An 18,775-nucleotide genomic window follows, 5' to 3' on the forward strand; every position below is an offset into this window, starting at 1 on the left:
GGCCCCCCAAATAGGGTGGGTGGGCCCGGCCCACCCAAACCCCGCGGCTCTGCTGCCCGGCTTGCTCCGGGGGTATTTTTTTTTTGTAATATTCCCGGGGCGCGGGGGGGGGGGGGGGCCCCGCCAGGATCAGGCCGCAGCGGCCTGGGACTTGGACGCTTCCTTGTACAGGTTGCGAACCTTGTCGGTCATCTGGGCGCCGTTGGCGATCCACTTGTCACAAGCAGCGATATCCAGCACAACGCGCTGCTCGCCACCCTGTGCAACCGGGTTGTAGTAACCGACGCGCTCGATGTTGCGGCCGTCGCGGGCGCTACGAACGTCGGAAACGATGATGTGGTAGAACGGACGCTTCTTGGCGCCGCCGCGGGTCAGTCGAATCTTGACCATGGTGGTGTTTTCCTATGTTGCCCAGTCGCCAGGATGGCGCGGTAAGCCGGCGATTATAGCGACCACCCCGCCCCATTCCAAGCCCGGCCCTGATCGGGAACCTGAATCAGCTCCGGCGCCCACTTCCGCCAGCTACCGTTGCCAGCCTCGCAGCCAGTCCGGTGCCGATCCTCGGTGCTTCAGTGTGGCACGCGCCCCTTCGCCAAGCAGCCTCTTCTGTTTCGTTCAGCGCCCCGGGCATATGATTCAGATATGAATCGTATATTCGAACCAGGGAGAGACCGATGGGCATCGTGAACATCGACGACGAACTTCACGACAACCTGCGCAGGGCCAGCACGGTGTCTGGCCGCTCCATCAACGCCCAAGCCGGGTTCTGGATCAGGATCGGCATGCTCTGCGAACTGAACCCGCAGCTGAGCTTTCAGGAGCTCGTCGCCCGCGAACTTGCGGCAGCCGGGGTAAGCCCTGCGGGCATGCGGGTGGCGGAAGCATGATCAAGCAACCACATGAACTGGCATTGATGGCCGAATCCGGGCGTCTTCTGGCCTCGGTGTTCGAAGCACTGAACCAGCTGCCACTGGAGGGCTTGAGCACCTTGCAGGTAAACGACTGGGTCGAGCGCTTCATCGTCGACCAGTTGCAGGCGCGACCGGCCAGCAAGGGCCAATATGGCTTCGCCTATGTACTCAACAGCTCCATCGACACGGTTGTCTGCCACGGCGTGCCGTCATCGAAAGACATCCTTCGCAATGGCAGCATCGTCAACCTGGACATCACCCTGGAAAAGAACGGTTACATCGCCGACTCCAGCCGCATGTTCCTGATCGGCGAGGTGAGCCATCAAGCCAAACGCCTGGTGCGCGTCACCAACGAGGCCATGTGGAAAGGAATAGCCACGGTACGCCCCGGCGCAACCCTTGGTGACATCGGCTTTGCGATAAATCGCCACGCCAAGGACGCAGGCTATTCGGTGGTGAAGGAATACTGCGGCCACGGCATTGGCCGCGAGATGCACGAAGAACCGAATGTGCTGCATTACGGGCATCGCGGTGCAGGCCTCGAACTGCAGGCCGGCATGACCTTCACCATCGAACCGATGATCAACCAGGGCCGCGCAGCGATCGACAACCACGATGATGGCTGGACCGTGACCACGCGCGATGGAAAATTGTCGGCGCAGTGTGAGCATACCGTCGAGGTGACGGATACTGGCGTGCGCGTATTGACGCTGCGCGATGAAGAGCGAGCCATCGCACAGAAGCTGCTGGGCGCAGTCGCGTAGGACAGGCTTTTGTAGGAGCGGCGTAAGCCGCGAGGCTGGCATTGCCGGAGCGCTTTGCAGATATGCCATCTGATGATGCATCTGCTTCGCGGCTGACGCCGCTCCTACAAACGACGAGCTGCGCGTGTGAACCAGCCAAAAAGAAGGCCCGGCAATGCCGGGCCTTCTTCATTCACAGATTGCGGTCAAATAACCGAAATCACCAGATCACAACCCGCTTGTCGTCGGCCCGCACCATCGCATCGCCGGCCTTGCACTGGAACGCAGCGGCATACGACGGCATGTTCGACGGCGCACCGTTGGCGCGGAAGTTGGCCGGTGCGTGCGGATCGGTGTTCAGGCGCACGCGCAGCTCGCCATCGGTGAAGTTGCGGCGCCACACGGTGGCCCAGTTCATGAAGAAGCGCTGGTCCTGGGTATAGCCATCGACCGGCACGTTGAGCTTGGCGTCTTCCTTCAGCGCCATCTGCAATGCGTCATAGGCAACGGTCAGGCCACCGAGGTCACCGATGTTCTCGCCCAGGGTCAGCTTGCCCTTGACGTTGACGCCCGGCAGCGCTTCGTAGTCATCGAACTGCGCGACCAGCTGGTCGGTACGGCCGTTGAACGCAGTGCGATCAGCATCGGTCCACCAGTTGTCGAAGTTGCCATTGGCGGCGAACTGGCTGCCCGAGTCGTCGTAGCCATGCATCATCTCGTGACCGATGACCGCACCGATGCCGCCGTAGTTCAGCGCCGGATCGGCCTTGGCATCGAAGAACGGCGGCTGCAGGATCGCGGCCGGGAACACAATTTCGTTCTTGGTCGCGTTGTAATAGGCATTCACCGTCTGCGGGGTCATGCCCCACTCGGTCTTGTCCACCGGCTTGCCGATCTTGGCCAGCATGTAGCGGTAGTTGAACGCCTGCGCAGCCTGCATATTGCCCAGGTAGCTGTCGCCATTGGTGGTCAGGCCGGAGAAATCACGCCACTTGTCCGGGTAACCAATCTTCGGAGTGAAGCTGGCCCACTTTTCCAGCGCCTTTTTCTTGGTGTCTTCGCCCATCCACGGCAGGCCTTCCAGACGCGCCTTCAGCGCGACCGACAGGTTCTCCACCAGGTGTTGCATGGCCACCTTGGATTCGGCCGGGAACACCGCGTCCACGTACAGCTGGCCCAGGGCCTCGCCCATCGAGCCATTCACCGAATCCAGCACGCGCTTCCAGCGCGGCTGCATTTCCTGCTGGCCACGCAGGGTCTTGCTGAAGAAGTCGAAGTTGGCCTGCTCGAAGTTCTTGCTCAGGTACGGCGCGGCGTTGTCCACGGTGTGGAAGCGCAGGTAGGCCTGCCAGGTGGCGGCCGGAACGTCGCCCAGCATCTTGTCCAGTTCGCCGAAGAAGCCCGGCTGGGCCAGCGAGAACTTGTCCTTGGCCGGGATCTGCAGCGTGTCGAACAGCGCGGTCCAGCTGAAATTCGGAGTCTGCTTGTCGGCGTCGGCGGCACTGACCGGGTTGTAGCGTTTGGCCGGGTCACGCAGCTCGATGCGCGACAGCGAGGCCTTGGCCAGGCGGGTCTCGAAATCCATCACCGCCTTGGCCTGCTCCTTGGCCTGCGCGGCATCGACGCCGGACAGGGTCAGCAGCTGCTCGATGTAGGCCACATAGGCCTCGCGGATCTTGGCCTGCGACTCGTCGAAGTAGTAACCCTTCTCCGGCAAGCCCAAGCCGCTCTGGCCCACATAGGCGATGACGTTGGCCGAATCCTTGAAGTCCGGGCTGGCGTACAGCGAGAACAGGAAACCATTGCCCTGCGCATAGGCATCACGCAGGTAAGCCGTGATGGCAGCGGTGTCCTTCAGCGCGGCGATCTTGTCCAGTTCCGGCTGCAGCGGCTTGATGCCGGCGGCCTCGATGGCAGCCTCGTCCGAACCGGTCTTCCAGATGTCGCCGATCTTGGCTTCGTTGGAACCTGCGGCAGCCTTGCCAGCGGCAGCCTGCTGCACCAGCGCGTGCTGCACTTCCAGCGAGCGCTCGCGCAGGATCTCGAAGCTGCCCCAGGTGGTCTGGTCGCCCGGCACCGGGTTGGCCTTCAGCCACTTGCTGTTGACGAAGCCGTTGAGATCGGCGCAGGCCTGCACGGCCGGATCCAGGTCGGCGGCGTTGAGCGAGATCAGCTGGGTCTTGAGCTGCGACTGGTCGAACGCGGCCTTGGCTTCGGCAGCCGGCGCGGCGGGCGCGGTATCGGTCTTGCCACAGGCGGCGAGCGAAGCGGCGATTGCAACCGTCAGGGACAACGGGACGAGCTTGGAAAACGACATGGACATCTCCGGCCAAACAGGGAAAGGCCGCGCAGCAGGCGCGACACAGCCGCTGAGCGTAGTGGATTACAACGGCAACAGGGATCGGCCGAAGGTCACGCCGTCCGCTTTGACAGCAATCCTATCGCCCTGACCTTCACCCGAACGCATCGCGCCAGTTGAGCCACCACGCCTTGAGCGGCCGCGGAATCCGCTCCCCATCACGGGTTCATGGCATGTACGCTGCCCTGCTGCCGGGCCTGGCGATGCTCATGATCGACCCGGGGTTCGTCGAACATCGCGCACAGACACGGATACAGCAGTCCGGACGCCGATACTGGAAAAAAGGCCAGCAGACTCGGCAAAGTGAAAAGCCTCCGGCTGCAGCTTGCTCCGCCAGCACCCGCTCCAGCGCTGGCACACGATGGCCCCGCCCAGATCCAGATCCAGATCCAGATTCAGTTGTTCGACCGTAGCGAGCAGCTCGACACATCTCATCGCCACCTGCGCTGCGCACCAGGCTTCCAACGCCCGCCGGACAATATCCATGCACGGCTTGTGGTCTCCACATTCAGTTGGAGCGATTGCAATAGGAGTCAGGAGAAACGCCAAGCAAAAGTTTCAACTCAGCAGCTCCGGCCTACCTCGCAGGGCAGAAGGTACTTTTGAAACAAACAACCACATTGTCCCCCCCCTACTCCCTACCCTGCACAGCAATCGCCGCGTACCCCGAACCTGCACCACGGGGAGCCCCGAATAAACACAGCCCGCATACGGACAACCCTGCATCAAGACCCCGGGATCTAGTACCGTTGCCAATCATCCCTCCGGCCAAGATTCATGTCCGAGCATCATTGGTTCCTGCTGCCCAAGCATCCCCATCTGCCCGCTCCGGATTGGCGGCAACTGGAGAGATTGATGCTCGAAAAGCAAATGCTTCTGCCGGCTTCAGGCCAGGACATCCCTGGATGCATGCTGACCGATCTGAGCATGGCATTCGCGGAAATTCCCGGAGCAATGTACCTCTACGATAAAACATGGAGATCGGCAGAGGATGTACTGCGCACGCATATGGCCGCAGGTCATATTCCCGCGACCATCCCGACATCCCCACACTGGTCGATCGAAGACGCAGTACAAACTCTACAGATCCATGGGGTTCACCTCGGTGAGGCGTGGAAATTCAGCGAACACAAGCGGTCCAACTGGGCAAGTCCCCGCCATCGGATAGGCCCGGGGATGCGTGCGTTCTATGACGAACGCGACTACGAGATCGAGAGCAGATGCGCCGCCATAACCTTGTTCACAGCACCTGATGATCAGCCCCCTTACGTAACCGCTGGCGAGAACACCGGTGCACCTTGCATCCCCGGCGATGACACCGAGCTTGAAGAACTGGATCCTTTTGGCTCCTACGTCGACTTCATCGGCGCTGCCTACGAAGACATCCATGCCACTTGGACCAATCCCGATGATGGCCGCAGATATCACATCCTGGATCTGGACTGGGGCTGCGGCCTTGGCATCGGCTGGAACTTCATGCAGTTCGACAATGGTGGCGACCTTGACCGCGACCGCTTCGCCGCTGCAATCGGCGAGCTGATTGGACAGCCGGTGCTGTTCGCTTATCGCCACCTCTGAGAGCACCTCGCGTTCGACGAAATCGCCAGCAGCGCCTGAAAAAAGGCGACGCGAACTTCGTCAGCGCACCCGCAACAACGACCCAATCACCGCCACGCAGGCCAATGCCCCGGCGGCGATCAGGAACGCCGCCTGCAGTGTCCATTGCTGGGCGATGAAGCCAATTGCTGCTGGGCCCAGCAGCACGCCCGCATAGCCCATCGTGGTGACTGCCGGAATGGCAACACTCTCCGGCATGCGGGTCTGGCGCCCGGCAAGACTGAACATCACCGGCACGATGTTGGCGCAGCCAATGCCGACCAATGCGTAGCCGAACAAGGCCACACCGAAGCTGGGCACCAGCGTGGCCAGTACAAAACCGCCACAAGCCAGCAAGCCACCGAGCAATACCGCAACACTCGATCCAAGCCGGTTTACCAGCCCATCACCGAGCAGGCGTGTGGCAGTCATTGCGATATTGAACGCGACAAAGCCCCAGCCGGCGTGGGTCAGCTCGACGCCACGCACGTCATGCAGGAACACCGCACTCCAATCCAGCATCGAGCCTTCGGCGAGAAAGCTGATGAAACATACCGCGCCAATCACGATCACTACACCACGCGGCAATGCGAAGCTGGCTTCGCCCTGCTCCGCTCGCTCGCTGCGCCACCAACGCGACGACAGCGCGGTGATCGCCACAACGCCGGCTACCACTGCGAACGTCGCCAACAACGCACCTGCGCCAATCGACAACAGCAGCGTTACCAGCGCCGCGCCGGTCAAGGCACCAATGCTGTAGAACGCATGGAACCCGGACATCATCGCGCGCCCGGATTCACGTTCCACCACCACCGCCTGGATGTTCATCACGCAGTCCATGGCGCCGATACCTGCGCCGAACACCAACAGCACGATGCCGATACTCAGCGGCGTGGACGCCACCGCCAACAGCGGCAACATCAGCACCATCATCAGTACGGTTGCCAGCATCACCGGCCGGCAACCATGCCGTGCAGCCAGCATGCCGGCCAACGGCATGGACAGCAGCGAGCCCAGGCCGAGACACAGCAACAACACGCCAAGCATTGCGTCATCCAGACCTGCGCGGGCCTTCGCAAAAGGCACCAGCGGCGCCCAGCATGCAATCGCAAAACCGGGAACGAAGAAGGCTGCGCGCGTGGCGATCTGCTCGCTGCGTTGTAGAACTGCTGAATTGGTCACTTGTTGTTCCTGGATGTTGTTCTACTGCAGTTGCCTGTGTGCGAAAGCGTCACTGAATCAAACTTTCGCAACAGCAACCCGATGCAGACGCTGTGCGATTGGCGCCAACCGCTGCTGCATTTCCGCCGGGACACGGTCGCTGATCAGCAGCTGATCAACCTGCTCGATGCCGGCGATACGGAAGCTGCCACGCGCACCGACCTTTTCGCTACCGGCGACAATCAGCGTGGTAGCGCTGGCCCGCAGCATGGCCTGCTTGAACGCGCATTCCTCTGCGTTGATGCCCCAGATGCCGGCCTCAGGATCCACCGCGCAGACACCGGGAATACAGACGTCCGCCTGCAACTGGCTCAGCTGCTGCAATGCGATGGAACCAATGGCACCGCCGCTGCGTGGATCGATCCGGCCACCTATCATCACCACCTCGGCAGCCTGCGCACCGGCCAGTGCATCGGCAACGGCTGGCGAATTGGTGACCACGGTCAGCGCTGTCCCACGCAGCGCGCGAGCGATCTCAACATTGGTGGAGCCAGCATCCATCAGTACAACCTGTCCGGGCAGCAACAGCGATGCAGCCTGCACAGCCAAGGCACTGCGCTCTGGATCATCCCGCCCTACCCGCTCAGGCAGGGCGTCGAACTGCGGCGTTGGCAACAGCGCTCCGCCATACACCCGTCGGCACAGCCCTTTGGCTGCCATTTCGCGCAGATCGCGACGGATGGAGTCCTCGGAGACCGCAAACGCTACCGCCAGATCATTGGCAACCACGCGACCGTGCTTGCGGAGCTGTTCGAGGATGCGTTGCTGACGCTCCTGTGGGAGTGCATCGGGGTCCGAGGCGGTCATCTGATGGTTTTCTGCGTTGATGGGAATCTGGCTCAGCATAGGAGGCACAAGGGGTCGCTGCTCCGGCCGCTCGAGCCCGTGACTGCATGATCATGCACAAACACTATAAATCGTGCAACTTCGTGCAAAACGGCAGATGAACGCACAGGCACGACCCGTGCGTCCGCGGGCGTCGACATCGATACCTCACCCAGAGATGGGCCGCGATCGGGTTGAGATCAGACGATCTCAGGGGTCTAGAAGCCCAACCCCTCCCCAACCCTCCCCTTCGCGTTGCGAAAGGGAGGGGGCAGAAGCCACGGCAAGTTACGGCGTGCCTGCTTCAACCACACCCGCCGCACGCACCAACTGCCCGGCCTCGGCCGCGCCCTTGCGCTCGCTGTAACGGCTGACCAAGTAGTCGCTGCGTCCGCGCACCATCAAAGTGAACTTCACCAGCTCTTCCATCACGTCAACCACGCGGTCGTAGTACGGCGAGGGCCGCATGCGCCCTTGCTCATCGAACTCCTGCCAGGCCTTGGCTACCGAGGACTGGTTTGGAATGGTGACCATGCGCATCCAGCGGCCCAGCACCCGCAGCGCATTGACCACGTTGAAGGACTGCGAGCCGCCGCAGACCTGCATCACTGCCAGGGTTCTTCCCTGCGTTGGGCGCACACTGCCATCCTCCAGCGGCAACCAGTCAATCTGGTTCTTGAACACCCCTGTCAGCGTGCCATGCCGCTCCGGCGATACCCAGACCTGCCCTTCCGACCACTGCGACAGCGCGCGTAACTCCTGGACCTTCGGATGCTCCTTGCCGCAGCTATCGAGCAACGGCAGATCGTGGGGATCGAACAGCCGGGTTTCTGCACCCAATTGCTGCAGCACGCGCTCGGCTTCCAACGCCAGTTTTCGGCTGACCGATTGCGGCCGCAGTGAGCCATACAGCAACAGGATGCGCGGCCGATGTGTGCCGGGTTCGGCACCCAGCAGGTCAGCGCGCAGCTCGGGCAATAGCTCAAGGTCGATGTTGGGCAGGGGATTGGGCGTGGCTTGATTGGTCATTTTCATTCGACTATTCTAGAAATATGGAAATGAATCAAGCAATAGCCGCCTTGACCGCACTCGGCCACGCCACCCGCCTGGCCGCCTTCCGCCTGCTGGTCGAAGCCGGTCCACAGGGACGCATGGCCGGCGACATCGCCCAAACTCTTTGCGTGCCAAATGCAACGCTGTCCTTCCACCTCAAGGAGTTGGTGCATGCCGGTCTGGTGCAAAGCGAGAGCCTCGGCCGCAACGTCTGCTACCGCGCCAACTACCCGACCATGAATGCATTGATGGCCTACCTCAGCCACAACTGCTGTGCCGGCACGCCAGACCCGAGCTGTGAAGTCACCCCGGGCCAACACTGCTGCTGAGCAAGCGCCGAAATCACCTGAAACCGAGACGCAACGATGACCCACAACGTTCTCTTCCTGTGCACCGGCAACAGTGCACGCAGCGTGCTTGCCGAAGCTACGCTGCGCGCCTGGGGTGGCAATCGTTTCAGTGCGTTCAGCGCCGGCAGCCAGCCCACCGGCACAGTCAATCCGTTTGCACTTGCCCAACTGCAGGCCGAAGGCATCGCCAGCGACGGCCTGCGCAGCAAGTCCTGGGATGAGTTCACCGCCGACGATGCACCACGCATGGACTTGGTCATCACGGTCTGTGATTCGGCCGCTGCCGAAACCTGCCCCGTGGTGTTTGGTGATTTCGTCCGCGCACATTGGGGGCTGCCAGATCCGGCCGCGATAGAAGGCAGCGACCAGGCCAAGTGTGCGGCGTTCGCGCTGGCGCATCGCGTCGTCAAAGCGCGCTTGCTGGCGCTACTGGCCCTGCCCGCTGCAGCATGGAATGACCGCCAACAACTGCAATCCGCGCTCGACGGCATTGGCTTGATGCAACCCGATGAGGCGCAAACTCCGTGACTGAGCAGGCTCCGCGCATGGGTCTGTTCGAACGCTACCTGACCTTGTGGGTCGCGTTGTGCATCGTCGTGGGAACCGCATTTGGTCATCAGTTCCCGGATGCGTTTGCCCGCCTCGGCGGCTTGGAGGTAGCCAAGGTCAATCTGCCTGTGGCCGTATTGATCTGGCTGATGATCATCCCGATGCTGCTGAAAGTGGACTTCGGCGCAATGCGTCAGGTCGGCCAGCACTGGCCCGGAATCGGCGTGACCTTGTTCATCAACTGGGCGGTGAAACCTTTCTCGATGGCCATACTTGGCGGCTTTTTCCTGCGCCACGTGTTTGCCGAATGGCTGCCTGCCGAGCAGATTGATTCGTATATGGCCGGCCTGATCCTGCTGGCAGCCGCACCGTGCACCGCCATGGTGTTCGTGTGGAGCAACCTGTGCAGGGGCGATGCCAATTTCACCCTGAGCCAGGTCGCCTTGAACGACGCGATCATGGTGCTGGCGTTTGCGCCTTTGGTGGCATTGTTGCTGGGCATCTCGGCAATCAGCGTGCCTTGGGCCACGCTATTGCTCTCGGTGACGCTGTACATCCTGCTACCGGTAGCTCTTGCCGTGTTGCTGCGGCGTTGGCTGCTACGCAGTGGCGGGCAAGCGCGTCTGAACCGTGTATTGGAGCGGCTGGGACCACTGTCGTTGGCTGCATTGCTGGCGACCTTGGTGCTGCTGTTTGGTTTCCAAGGCCGGCAGATCATTGAACAGCCGCTGGTCATCGCCATCCTCGCCGTACCCATCCTGCTGCAGGTCTATTTCAACTCGGGGCTGGCGTACCTGCTCAATCGCAGATTGGGTGTCGCCCATTGCGTTGCCGGTCCGTCCGCGTTGATCGGCGCAAGCAATTTCTTCGAGCTGGCCGTGGCCACTGCGGTCAGCCTGTTCGGCGTGCATTCCGGCGCGGCGTTGGCGACGGTGGTTGGCGTACTTATCGAAGTGCCGGTGATGTTGTCGGTGGTGTACCTCGTCAACCGCAGCCGCCACTGGTACGAAGCCAAGCCCAGATAGACATCCAAGCGTGCATCACTTCAAACGCAACGCCCGGCCAGCGCCGGGCGTTTTGCATTTACCAGCGCCTCAACGTGCGCGCGGGTTTGGCAGGAAGGCCGCGACGATACCCAGCAATGGCAGGAACGAGATCAGCTTGTAGACCCAGGTTATGCTGGTGTGATCTGCCAGCACGCCCAGCACGGCTGCACCGAGCCCGCCCATGCCGAAGGCGAAACCGAAGAACAGGCCGGAGACCGTGCCGATGCGGTTGGGCATCAGCTCCTGCGCATAGACCAGGATTGCCGAGAACGCCGAGGACAACACAAAGCCGATGAGCATCGTCAGGATCATGGTCCACTGCAGGTCGGCGTAAGGCAGTATCAAGGCGAACGGCGCTACACCCAGGATCGATGCCCAGATCACCGGCTTGCGGCCGATGCGGTCACCCAAGGGGCCGCCGATCAAGGTGCCGGCCGCCGATGCGGCGAGGAAACCGAACAGGTGCAGCTGCGCGCTCTGCACCGAGACATGGAACTTCTGGATCAGATAGAACGTGTAGTAGCTGCTCAAGCCAGCGATGTAGAAGTACTTGCTGAAGATCAGCACCAGCAGGATGCCAATCACCCAGGCCACGGTCTTGGGCGGCAATAGATTGGCCGGCTTGGCCGCCACCTTGGGTTGCGCGGCGACGGCAAGCAGATGCTGCTGGTACCAGCGGCTCACATAGGTCAGCAGGCCGATGCCCAACAATGCGGCGCAGGCGAACCAGGCCACACTGCGCTGGCCGTTCGGCACGATCACCGCCGCAGCCAGCAACGGACCAATCGCGGTACCGGCATTGCCACCCAGCTGGAACACCGATTGCGACAGGCCATGGCGGCCGCCAGAAGCCAGCCGCGCAATGCGCGAGGATTCCGGATGGAAGATGGCCGAACCGATGCCGACCAGCATCGCCGCTACCAACACTGTTGCGAAGTTGGGTGCGAACGCCAGCAGCAACAAGCCACACAAGGTGGACAGCATGCCCATCGGCAACGAATACGGCGCCGGCCGCTTGTCGGTGCGCAGGCCGATCAAGGGCTGGAACAACGACGCGGTGAGCTGGTAAGTCAGCGTGATCAACCCCACCTGGGCAAAGCTCAGGTGGAACTGGCCCTTGAAGATCGGATACAGCGCCAGTATCAGCGACTGCATCATGTCGTTGACCAGATGCGAACTACTGATCGCAGCAAGCACACCTACCGCGACCGGGCGACGTTGTGAGGCAGGAGCTGCAACCGTTGAAGCAGGAGATGACATGGTGTGACCGCGAAGTGGGGGCGGACGCGCATGGTAGAGTCGCAATTCACGTCCATCTTGCGCGATATGGTCATGCATCCTTTTGAAAAGGACATTCCATTTGTCCGAAAAGGCCGCCGCCAACCGCTCCCGGTCGGCCCGGAAACAGCCGTCTACTGCAAGGCCCGCGACTACCCCACCACCACCTTGATTCCGCTGCACCACCATCCGGATCGGCACCAGCTGGTCTACGCGGAAACCGGGGTGCTGGTGGTCAATGCAGGCATGGGCCGCTGGGTGGTGCCCAGCACGCGCGCGATCTGGATGCCGGCCGGCATCGGCCATCAAGTGCACTGCATCGGTCTGGTGCAGATGCGCAGCCTGTACATCACCCCGGAGGCAATGCCAGACGCGCCGCAGACACCATCGGCCGTGTCCATCACCCCATTGCTGGCATCGCTGATCCACGCAGCGGTAGAAATACCGGCGCGTTATACCGAAAACTCGCGTGATGGCCGGCTGATGCGGCTGATCCTGGACGAAGTACAGACCCTGCCGGTACTGCCACTGCACCTGCCCGAGCCGCGTGATGCGCGACTGCGGCAGATTGGCAGGCAACTACAGCGACACCCGGACGATGCATCCACCCTGCAGGACTGGGCGACGCGCCTGCAGGTTGACGTGAAAACCATCCAGCGCCTGTGCGCACGCGAACTGGGCATGACCTTCGGCCAATGGCGCCAGCAGGCACGCCTGCTGCGTGCACTGGAACGCCTGGCGGTTGGAGAGAAAGTCATCGACGTTGCAATCGCACTGGGCTATGAAAGCCCCAGTGCCTTCGCCACCATGTTCAAGCGTCGCTTCGGGCTGACGCCAAGCCAGTTCTTTCGCTGAATCGCGATGGATGCTCTGCTGCAGCAACGCGCTGGACTCAGCCTGAGGTCGCCTTTGCCGCCTCATCGATCAAGGCTGCAACTTCAGCCGGATGCGACGCCAACGAGGCATGCCCCGCATTCAGCGTTATCACCTTGCGCGCGTTGAGGCGGGCGGACATGGCTTGCTGGTTCTCCGGCGCGATCATCCTGTCCTGGCTGGATATCTGATACCAGCTCGGCTTATGCCTCCAGGCTGGATCAGTGATGGTGTCACCGAAGGTGCCGGCCAACGGCGCCTTCTGCGTCACCCCCATGACGAAGCCCTCCTCCTCGGGCAGGTCCTGGCAGAAGCTTTCATGGAACTTGTCTGGCTTGAGCCACAGGTAGCCATCGCTGTCTGGTGCCAGATTCGGCGCTGCGACCGGAAGATGCTGCTGGGTGATGCCACCCGGGCTTTCACCTGCATCCGGGGCGAAGGCAGCAATGAACACCAGTGCATTCACGTTGGGCAGGTTGCCGGCCTGGCTGATTACCGCGCCGCCATAGGAGTGCCCGGCCAGGACCACCGGCCCATTGATCTGCGCCACCATCTTGCGGGTGCGCTCGGCATCATCGGCCAGCGATGTAAGTGGGTTCTCAACCGCACGGATGTCCTGGTAACCCAGACGTCTCAGCTCCAGTATCACCCGCGCCCAATGCGCCGCCCCGCCCCAGAAACCATGCACCAGAACCACTGCCGGCTTGCCCATGATGTGCGCTCCCGTTGAGTTGATTAGTCAGTGACGGAGAAACGACCTCAGCGCGTTGTCTGCGATTGGCAATCACCCTGAGCCGCCATTCTGCGACTCGACCGTAAATCGGCGGTGACGGTTTCATTGCCGAATTCCACCGAAGACGACTGATCCCAATTCAGCGATCCCCCCGTGCAGGCAGTACTACTGGCGGGCATAGCAGTCCGACACCGCAACCTCTGCAGGTGCATCCATCGTGTGCTCCGCAAGCCATCACGGCACACATCGAAGAACCAGCGATCCAGTCATGGAATGGATCGTCTCCGGCCACATACCTGACCTGCTCGCAAACGCTCAATGGTTTTCGCTATGCTGCGCGGCCGCTCGCCCGGGACAGACCCGAGCGGGCTTTGCTTTTGTAGAAACCTTTACTTCATTGGATTGAAAATGGCTGCAAACGTAAAACTTGATGCTTTGAGCGAAATTGCGGGCTTCATCGGTGCTGCACTGGTGGACAGCGACAGCGGCATGGCGCTGGGAACCCTCGGTGGCGGCGCCATCAACATGGAAGTTGCTGCCGCCGGCAACGCAGACGTAGTGCGCGCCAAGCGCCGCGTGGCGAATTCGCTGGGCCTGAGCGACGTGGTGGAAGACATCCTGCTGACCCTGTCCAAGCAGTACCACCTGATTCGCCCGCTGGACGGCAGCAAGGACCTGTTCCTGTATGTCGTGCTCGACCGCACCCACGCCAACCTGGCAATGGCGCGGCACGAACTGAAGTCCTTCGAGAAGACCCTGGATTTCAAGTAAGCCGCAGCAGATCGCAGTTGCATGCAAGAGCCCGGCCTGATGCCGGGCTTTTTCTTCGGGCAACAACACCGCGCGAGATTTGATTTTTGTGGGAGCGGCGTAAGCCGCGAAGCAGATAGCTCATCAGCTGACACATACATCTGCGCGTGCAGCAACATCAGCTTCGCGGCTTACGCCGCTCCCACAAACAAATCCAGCCATCACCACCTGCCCTAGCGTGATGGCAAGCGCAGATAGCGTTCACCATCAAACTCGAACCCCAGCAGCTTGCCCTGCGTATCACGCTCAAACTGCACAGGCTCAGGCACATCCAAAGGCCCATCCTGCGCCGCGAACAGATCCGGCGCAGCGGGTGTCAACTTGCGGTTCAGTGCGCCCACCTGAAGCTGCATTCCCTCACCACTGACGACCACCTGCGCAGTGACCGGCAACGCTGCTCCACGGAAATCACCGGCATAGGGCGCGTTCGAATCCGGCCGCCATTGCCACCCCTGCCAACGCGGATCGTCGCGCTGCTTTTCTTGTCGCGCACGCATGCCCGCCAACTGTTCGGCCACGCGTTGCGGATAGGCCTTGCGCCGGATCTTCGCCCACGATGTAGCCTCGGGATGGTCAACCAGGTATTGGAAAAACTGCACCACGGTGCGCGAGGTCAGCCAACCGGTGGCGTTGTCCGAGGTGGAGAACACGCCGATACCAACGCCCAGATCCGGAGAGAACGCCATCATGCTGCGTGCGCCGGTATAGCTGCCGCCGTGGATGTAGAGCGTATGGCCTTCGAAGTCACATACATTCCACCCGAAGGCATAGCCGTTGCAGGGCAGCTCATAGGCGTTGCGGGCCTTGGGATCGACCTGTGCGCCAATTCGGTGGGCTGCCTGCAGGGTGTCATTACCAAATTGCGGAGACAGCGGTGCGCCCAACTGCAAGCGCAACCAACGGCCCATGTCGCGCGGCGACGTCATCATGCCGCCGGCCGAGTGCATCAAGGCATCGGGCTTGGGCGGCATCAGCCGCCAGCCCTGTTCGGCCCCCAGCCACTGGTGGTTGAAGGCCAGCTGTGCCGGATCGAAGCTGGAGGTATTCGTCGCGGTTTCGTGCAGCTGCAACGGCGTGAACAAAGTTTGCTGCAACCAGTCCTGCCACGAGCGACCTGTGTGTTGCTGCAGGATCGCCGCGTAGATGTTGTAGCCCAGATTGTCGTAGTCGAAGCCGTCGGCGCGCTTGCTTGCGAACTGCTGCAGAAATTGCGGATACAGAGCCGGTTCGGGACTGCCGATATAGGCCTCCAGCGTGGTGATCGCATCGGCACTCAAGGGCACACGGTGATTGAGCAGGTCTGCCAGAGTCCAGGCAGCAGGATCGACGCCTTCGGGCAGCCGCAGCTGCGGCCAGTGATCGGCCAGGGTACTGTCCAGCCGCAGCACGCCTTGCTGATCCAGCACTTGCGCCAGCAGCCCCATGTACGACTTGGTCTGCGATGCGATGTACATCGGTGTCTGCATGGACAGCGGTGCATTGGTACTGGCGTTGCGCCGGCCCCGGGTATAGCCCAGCAATTGCCGGTCGCGGTCGACGATCACCACCGCATAGCCCGGCCCCAGTTCCGGAATGCCATCCAAAATGTTGCCAACTTCCCGGCAGCTTGCTGCGCGGAGGCGGCATCTGCCGTTGTCATGCAGCCCAGCCAGACCGGCAGCAGCAATAGCAGGGACAGGATGTTGTGCAGATGCATGGAACGGCTCCGTAGCTGACAGCGACCAAGATGCGCTATCGCCACAGGGAAGGTCTTGAACGGATTGAACCTGCTCATGCCCGCAACAGCGCGCGCAGGCGTGCCGGGGTCAGTCCGCTATGGGTGCGGGCAACCCGGCTGAAATGGGATTGATCGGCAAAGCCAGCCTGCTGCGCCACGTCGGCCAAATCCTGACCCTTGGCCAGCAGCGGCAAGGCACGCTGCAACTGCGCGCGCGCCCGGAACACCGAGGGTGCGCAGCCCATCCAGCGCGCGAATGCCCGCGCCAGATACACCGGATGCACTCCAAGCTCGTTGGCCAGTTCGGTCAGCGGCGCGTTGTCTTCCTGCAGACGCTGGCAGCACAAGGCCAACCAACGCGGCGGTGTGCCGCTCGGGCGCTCGTCGCTGGCGACCATCCCGGCCAGCAATTCCCACAGCCGGCTATCAACATCGGTTTCGGCCAGTTCCCCTGCAAACAACGCCGACAGCAGTCCTCGTCCCTGCGACAGCAATGGCTGCGGCGCATGTCCACGCCATTGCCAGGCACGACCGATACCCAGGTTCTCGTGCAGATCGAAGGTGGCCGGCAGATCGATACCCAGCATCAGCGCACCGGCCGGGCCGTAATCATTGGCATGTGCCACGCCCGCCTGCTTCACTCCCAGCGCTGGCACGGCCAGCCGCTCCTCGCCCTGCGCGGTCTGCTCGGCCAAGGTGCCTAGCAGCAACAAGGAAAGCTGGTGGCAATCGTGCGCGTGTCGCTGCATGCGCTCACCGGGCGCGTACCAGCTCACCCGTGCGGCCAAGCGCTCGCCGCTGAAAATCCGGCGTCGGTTTGGGCCCTGCGCTGCGTCGATCCGATGGGTGGCTGGCGGCGAGGTCATGGCGTAGCGCAGCAGCAAGGGTTGAACAAGTCTAGCCACGCCGCGCCGCGGCGCACCTGCCGTTGGTCGTGATAGCGCAAGCAGGGACCGGCGGCTGTCCGCACACCGGTCCCAGCCCAGTCGATTGATTGACTCAGCTCTTGGGCGCGGCCAGCAGGTACTTCAAACCGTGCATGAAGCCACGCGGTGCAACGCTGAGATGGTCCTCGTCATTGAGCACGTCCAGCTTCAGCTCCAGTGCCTGGCCACCACGGGCACCCAGCAGGCCGATCATGCGCTGCGCATCGACAACCATGTCGACATCGCCTCCGTGTTGCACCGCTTCGTACTCGCCCACGTACATATAGGCGCGCACCGGCAGTTCAGCCGGCTTGCCTGCCGCGGCCAGGCGACGCTCCATCTCGTGCTTGTCGAACCAGTACGACGGGCTGCCGAGAATGTAACCGCTGAACAGCTGCGGGCGTTCCAGCAATACCTGCGTACCCAGCAAGGAACCGTAGGAATGGCCAAGGAACATGCGCCGGCTCTCGTCACTGCGGTAGCGCTTGGCCACGAATGGCAGGGCCTGCGTCTCCAGATAGGTGATGTAGTCACCGGCACCACCGTGCACGGCATCGGCCGGCGAGCTGCTCGGGCCGCCGGTGGTGGGCGTGTAATCGCGCCGGCGGCTCTGCATGCCGCCCTCACCCTTTGCGTAGGACAGGCCAACCAGGATGAAGTCTTCGATCTTGCGACCTTCGACATTCAATCGCCGCGCCATCTGCCAGACCAGCGGAAAGGCATAGTCGGCGTCGGTCACGTACAGCACCGGGTAGCGTTTGCCCGGGTTATCGGCGTAACCGGCCGGCAAGGCCACGAACACCTGGTAGTTGCGGCCACTGACCGGGTCCGGAACGTCCCAGACTTCACTGCCCAGCACTTCATAAGGGTTGCCTTCGCCACGCTGCACGCTTACTGCTGCGGGCTTTGCAGCGGCCGCTTCTGGTGTGGCGTTGGGCGCCGCTTCAGGAGCACCACTGCAGGCGCTCAGCGCCACCATTGCTACTACCGACATCATCCATTTGCTCAAGCAGACACTCCAGTCATCGTGATCAGTTCCCGATGATGGCATGACAAGGCGCGCGTCCGAGAGCAGTCTTTCCCAACTGCATACGCATTGCCGAGCGCAGCTGCCGCCGCTTCGGAACGCTCAAGCCTTTGATTCAATTCAAACGACACGCCATTGGCGGCTTACTGTCGTGTTGCCGCACCCGGTTCTACGGCAGCCTGCCAGCTCGGCTAACATCGTCAGGAACGCGGCATGGAAGGTGAAACAGTGAAGATCGACGGAAAGCGGATCAGGCAGCTGCGCGAAGCCCGTGGCTGGTCGCAGGAACAACTGGCCAGCATCTGCGGCTTGAGCCCGCGCACCGTGCAGCGGCTGGAGACCGAAGGCAAGGCCTCGCTTGAGTCGCGGATGGCGGTTGCGGCGGCGCTGGAGATTGCGGCGGAGGATCTGCAGCATGCCGAGCCTGTCGCGGGTGCAGGTATCGAGAACGGGCCGCCGGTTACAGCAGCAACGACGCCAAAAATGCGCCCCGAGAACCTGGTGTTTGGCTTGGCCCTGCTGGTGATGGCGATCCTGTATGGCGCCTACAACATCGGCAAGGATATGGCGCTGCGCGACAACGCGCTCTGCGATGCAAAACCGGCCCAGTGCCAACGTTGAGGCCGGCTGCACGCTGATCGATTGTTTGTAGGAGTCAACTGTCTTTAGCGCCTCCCGCTATACCCGCTATCCAGGGTGCGTTGTCACGTTTCATGGCATTGAGCCTGGTCAGGTATTTGCGCATACAGGCGGTGACA

At 62.0% G+C, this 18,775-nt stretch carries 20 protein-coding genes; 9 read left to right on the forward strand and 11 right to left on the reverse strand.

The window, feature by feature from the left end; translation table 11 throughout:
• Positions 1–129 precede the first annotated feature (129 nt).
• On the reverse strand, positions 130–390 hold the full coding sequence (gene rpsP, locus ACVOK8_RS16785) for a 30S ribosomal protein S16 (RefSeq protein WP_282273428.1): 261 nt from the start codon (positions 388–390) through the stop codon (positions 130–132).
• Positions 391–674: 284 nt separating this feature from the next.
• Here rpsP and ACVOK8_RS16790 point away from each other — a divergent pair, with 284 nt between their 5' ends.
• Positions 675–887 (forward strand): ParD-like family protein, encoded by a 213-nt coding sequence (locus ACVOK8_RS16790; protein ID WP_481536227.1) that lies wholly within the window; start codon positions 675–677, stop codon positions 885–887.
• Positions 884–1,675, forward strand: a complete 792-nt coding sequence (map, locus tag ACVOK8_RS16795; RefSeq protein ID WP_481567820.1) for a type I methionyl aminopeptidase — start codon at positions 884–886, stop codon at positions 1,673–1,675. The genes ACVOK8_RS16790 and map overlap by 4 nt, the downstream gene beginning before the upstream one ends.
• 199 nt (positions 1,676–1,874) lie before the next feature.
• Here the strand turns inward: map and ACVOK8_RS16800 are convergent, their stop codons facing one another.
• Together ACVOK8_RS16800 and ACVOK8_RS16805 are read right to left on the reverse strand one after the other, a co-directional pair.
• The gene (locus ACVOK8_RS16800) at positions 1,875–3,971 is read right to left on the reverse strand and encodes a M13 family metallopeptidase (RefSeq protein ID WP_481567821.1); all 2,097 of its coding nucleotides are present in this window, start codon (positions 3,969–3,971) and stop codon (positions 1,875–1,877) included.
• A 249-nt stretch (positions 3,972–4,220) separates the two neighbouring features.
• A complete protein-coding gene (locus tag ACVOK8_RS16805; protein ID WP_481567822.1) occupies positions 4,221–4,499 on the reverse strand; it encodes a hypothetical protein in 279 nt (92 codons plus the stop codon).
• A gap of 291 nt (positions 4,500–4,790) precedes the next feature.
• On the opposite strand from ACVOK8_RS16805, the gene ACVOK8_RS16810 reads away from it, so the two are divergent.
• A complete protein-coding gene (locus ACVOK8_RS16810; RefSeq protein WP_481567823.1) occupies positions 4,791–5,591 on the forward strand; it encodes a hypothetical protein in 801 nt (266 codons plus the stop codon).
• 60 nt (positions 5,592–5,651) lie between these two features.
• Here ACVOK8_RS16810 and ACVOK8_RS16815 read toward each other — a convergent pair whose 3' ends face one another.
• The 3 genes from ACVOK8_RS16815 to arsH all read right to left on the reverse strand — a co-directional run bounded on the left by ACVOK8_RS16815 (position 5,652) and on the right by arsH (position 8,690).
• Positions 5,652–6,791, reverse strand: coding sequence for an MFS transporter (locus ACVOK8_RS16815; RefSeq protein WP_481567824.1), 1,140 nt, complete (start codon positions 6,789–6,791; stop codon positions 5,652–5,654).
• 57 nt (positions 6,792–6,848) lie between these two features.
• Entirely contained in the window at positions 6,849–7,637 is a 789-nt protein-coding gene (locus ACVOK8_RS16820) for a DeoR/GlpR family DNA-binding transcription regulator (RefSeq protein WP_481567825.1), read from the reverse strand.
• 306 nt (positions 7,638–7,943) lie between these two features.
• Complete coding sequence (gene arsH, locus ACVOK8_RS16825; RefSeq protein WP_481567826.1) at positions 7,944–8,690, reverse strand: arsenical resistance protein ArsH; 747 nt, start codon at positions 8,688–8,690, stop codon at positions 7,944–7,946.
• Positions 8,691–8,707: 17 nt separating this feature from the next.
• Here arsH and ACVOK8_RS16830 point away from each other — a divergent pair, with 17 nt between their 5' ends.
• The 3 genes from ACVOK8_RS16830 to arsB are packed head-to-tail and all read left to right on the forward strand — an operon-like array spanning position 8,708 to position 10,632.
• Complete coding sequence (locus tag ACVOK8_RS16830; protein ID WP_481567827.1) at positions 8,708–9,037, forward strand: ArsR/SmtB family transcription factor; 330 nt, start codon at positions 8,708–8,710, stop codon at positions 9,035–9,037.
• A gap of 36 nt (positions 9,038–9,073) precedes the next feature.
• Entirely contained in the window at positions 9,074–9,586 is a 513-nt protein-coding gene (locus ACVOK8_RS16835; RefSeq protein ID WP_481567828.1) for an arsenate reductase ArsC, read from the forward strand.
• A gap of 17 nt (positions 9,587–9,603) precedes the next feature.
• Positions 9,604–10,632 (forward strand): ACR3 family arsenite efflux transporter, encoded by a 1,029-nt coding sequence (arsB, locus tag ACVOK8_RS16840; protein ID WP_481567835.1) that lies wholly within the window; start codon positions 9,604–9,606, stop codon positions 10,630–10,632.
• A 69-nt stretch (positions 10,633–10,701) separates the two neighbouring features.
• Here the strand turns inward: arsB and ACVOK8_RS16845 are convergent, their stop codons facing one another.
• The gene (locus tag ACVOK8_RS16845) at positions 10,702–11,913 is read right to left on the reverse strand and encodes an MFS transporter (protein WP_481567829.1); all 1,212 of its coding nucleotides are present in this window, start codon (positions 11,911–11,913) and stop codon (positions 10,702–10,704) included.
• A 72-nt stretch (positions 11,914–11,985) separates the two neighbouring features.
• Here ACVOK8_RS16845 and ACVOK8_RS16850 point away from each other — a divergent pair, with 72 nt between their 5' ends.
• Positions 11,986–12,786, forward strand: coding sequence for an AraC family transcriptional regulator (locus tag ACVOK8_RS16850; RefSeq protein WP_481567830.1), 801 nt, complete (start codon positions 11,986–11,988; stop codon positions 12,784–12,786).
• A gap of 37 nt (positions 12,787–12,823) precedes the next feature.
• On the opposite strand, the gene ACVOK8_RS16855 is transcribed toward ACVOK8_RS16850, so the two are convergent.
• A complete protein-coding gene (locus ACVOK8_RS16855; protein WP_481567831.1) occupies positions 12,824–13,516 on the reverse strand; it encodes an alpha/beta hydrolase in 693 nt (230 codons plus the stop codon).
• A gap of 429 nt (positions 13,517–13,945) precedes the next feature.
• Here ACVOK8_RS16855 and ACVOK8_RS16860 point away from each other — a divergent pair, with 429 nt between their 5' ends.
• Positions 13,946–14,308 carry a roadblock/LC7 domain-containing protein gene (locus tag ACVOK8_RS16860; RefSeq protein WP_481513213.1) on the forward strand — a complete coding sequence of 121 codons (363 nt, stop codon included), beginning with the start codon at positions 13,946–13,948 and terminating at the stop codon, positions 14,306–14,308.
• Between the two features lie 212 nt (positions 14,309–14,520).
• Here the strand turns inward: ACVOK8_RS16860 and ACVOK8_RS16865 are convergent, their stop codons facing one another.
• The 3 genes from ACVOK8_RS16865 to ACVOK8_RS16875 all read right to left on the reverse strand — a co-directional run bounded on the left by ACVOK8_RS16865 (position 14,521) and on the right by ACVOK8_RS16875 (position 17,969).
• The gene (locus ACVOK8_RS16865) at positions 14,521–15,930 is read right to left on the reverse strand and encodes a serine hydrolase domain-containing protein (RefSeq protein WP_481567832.1); all 1,410 of its coding nucleotides are present in this window, start codon (positions 15,928–15,930) and stop codon (positions 14,521–14,523) included.
• Positions 15,931–16,117: 187 nt separating this feature from the next.
• Positions 16,118–16,969 carry a helix-turn-helix transcriptional regulator gene (locus ACVOK8_RS16870; RefSeq protein WP_481567833.1) on the reverse strand — a complete coding sequence of 284 codons (852 nt, stop codon included), beginning with the start codon at positions 16,967–16,969 and terminating at the stop codon, positions 16,118–16,120.
• Positions 16,970–17,063: 94 nt separating this feature from the next.
• A complete protein-coding gene (locus ACVOK8_RS16875) occupies positions 17,064–17,969 on the reverse strand; it encodes an alpha/beta hydrolase (RefSeq protein ID WP_481567836.1) in 906 nt (301 codons plus the stop codon).
• 261 nt (positions 17,970–18,230) lie between these two features.
• On the opposite strand from ACVOK8_RS16875, the gene ACVOK8_RS16880 reads away from it, so the two are divergent.
• Entirely contained in the window at positions 18,231–18,638 is a 408-nt protein-coding gene (locus tag ACVOK8_RS16880) for a helix-turn-helix domain-containing protein (RefSeq protein ID WP_481567834.1), read from the forward strand.
• Positions 18,639–18,775: the final 137 nt, after the last annotated feature.

It is taken from the genome of Stenotrophomonas sp. STEN083 (genome assembly GCF_056759195.1).

Excerpts from the sequence above, each read along its gene's own strand:
- ACVOK8_RS16805 (WP_481567822.1), bottom strand. The coding sequence starts at position 4,499 with ATGGATATTGTCCGGCGGGCGTTGGAAGCCTGGTGCGCAGCGCAGGTG.
- ACVOK8_RS16820 (WP_481567825.1), bottom strand. The coding sequence starts at position 7,637 with ATGACCGCCTCGGACCCCGATGCACTCCCACAGGAGCGTCAGCAACGC.
- ACVOK8_RS16835 (WP_481567828.1), top strand. The coding sequence starts at position 9,074 with ATGACCCACAACGTTCTCTTCCTGTGCACCGGCAACAGTGCACGCAGC.
- ACVOK8_RS16875 (WP_481567836.1), bottom strand. The coding sequence starts at position 17,969 with ATGGTGGCGCTGAGCGCCTGCAGTGGTGCTCCTGAAGCGGCGCCCAAC.
- rpsP (WP_282273428.1), bottom strand. The coding sequence starts at position 390 with ATGGTCAAGATTCGACTGACCCGCGGCGGCGCCAAGAAGCGTCCGTTC.
- arsB (WP_481567835.1), top strand. The coding sequence starts at position 9,604 with ATGGGTCTGTTCGAACGCTACCTGACCTTGTGGGTCGCGTTGTGCATC.
- arsH (WP_481567826.1), bottom strand. The coding sequence starts at position 8,690 with ATGAAAATGACCAATCAAGCCACGCCCAATCCCCTGCCCAACATCGAC.
- ACVOK8_RS16810 (WP_481567823.1), top strand. The coding sequence starts at position 4,791 with ATGTCCGAGCATCATTGGTTCCTGCTGCCCAAGCATCCCCATCTGCCC.
- ACVOK8_RS16850 (WP_481567830.1), top strand. The coding sequence starts at position 11,986 with ATGCATCCTTTTGAAAAGGACATTCCATTTGTCCGAAAAGGCCGCCGC.
- ACVOK8_RS16860 (WP_481513213.1), top strand. The coding sequence starts at position 13,946 with ATGGCTGCAAACGTAAAACTTGATGCTTTGAGCGAAATTGCGGGCTTC.
- map (WP_481567820.1), top strand. The coding sequence starts at position 884 with ATGATCAAGCAACCACATGAACTGGCATTGATGGCCGAATCCGGGCGT.
- ACVOK8_RS16790 (WP_481536227.1), top strand. The coding sequence starts at position 675 with ATGGGCATCGTGAACATCGACGACGAACTTCACGACAACCTGCGCAGG.
- ACVOK8_RS16880 (WP_481567834.1), top strand. The coding sequence starts at position 18,231 with ATGGAAGGTGAAACAGTGAAGATCGACGGAAAGCGGATCAGGCAGCTG.
- ACVOK8_RS16830 (WP_481567827.1), top strand. The coding sequence starts at position 8,708 with ATGGAAATGAATCAAGCAATAGCCGCCTTGACCGCACTCGGCCACGCC.
- ACVOK8_RS16855 (WP_481567831.1), bottom strand. The coding sequence starts at position 13,516 with ATGGGCAAGCCGGCAGTGGTTCTGGTGCATGGTTTCTGGGGCGGGGCG.
- ACVOK8_RS16800 (WP_481567821.1), bottom strand. The coding sequence starts at position 3,971 with ATGTCGTTTTCCAAGCTCGTCCCGTTGTCCCTGACGGTTGCAATCGCC.
- ACVOK8_RS16845 (WP_481567829.1), bottom strand. The coding sequence starts at position 11,913 with ATGTCATCTCCTGCTTCAACGGTTGCAGCTCCTGCCTCACAACGTCGC.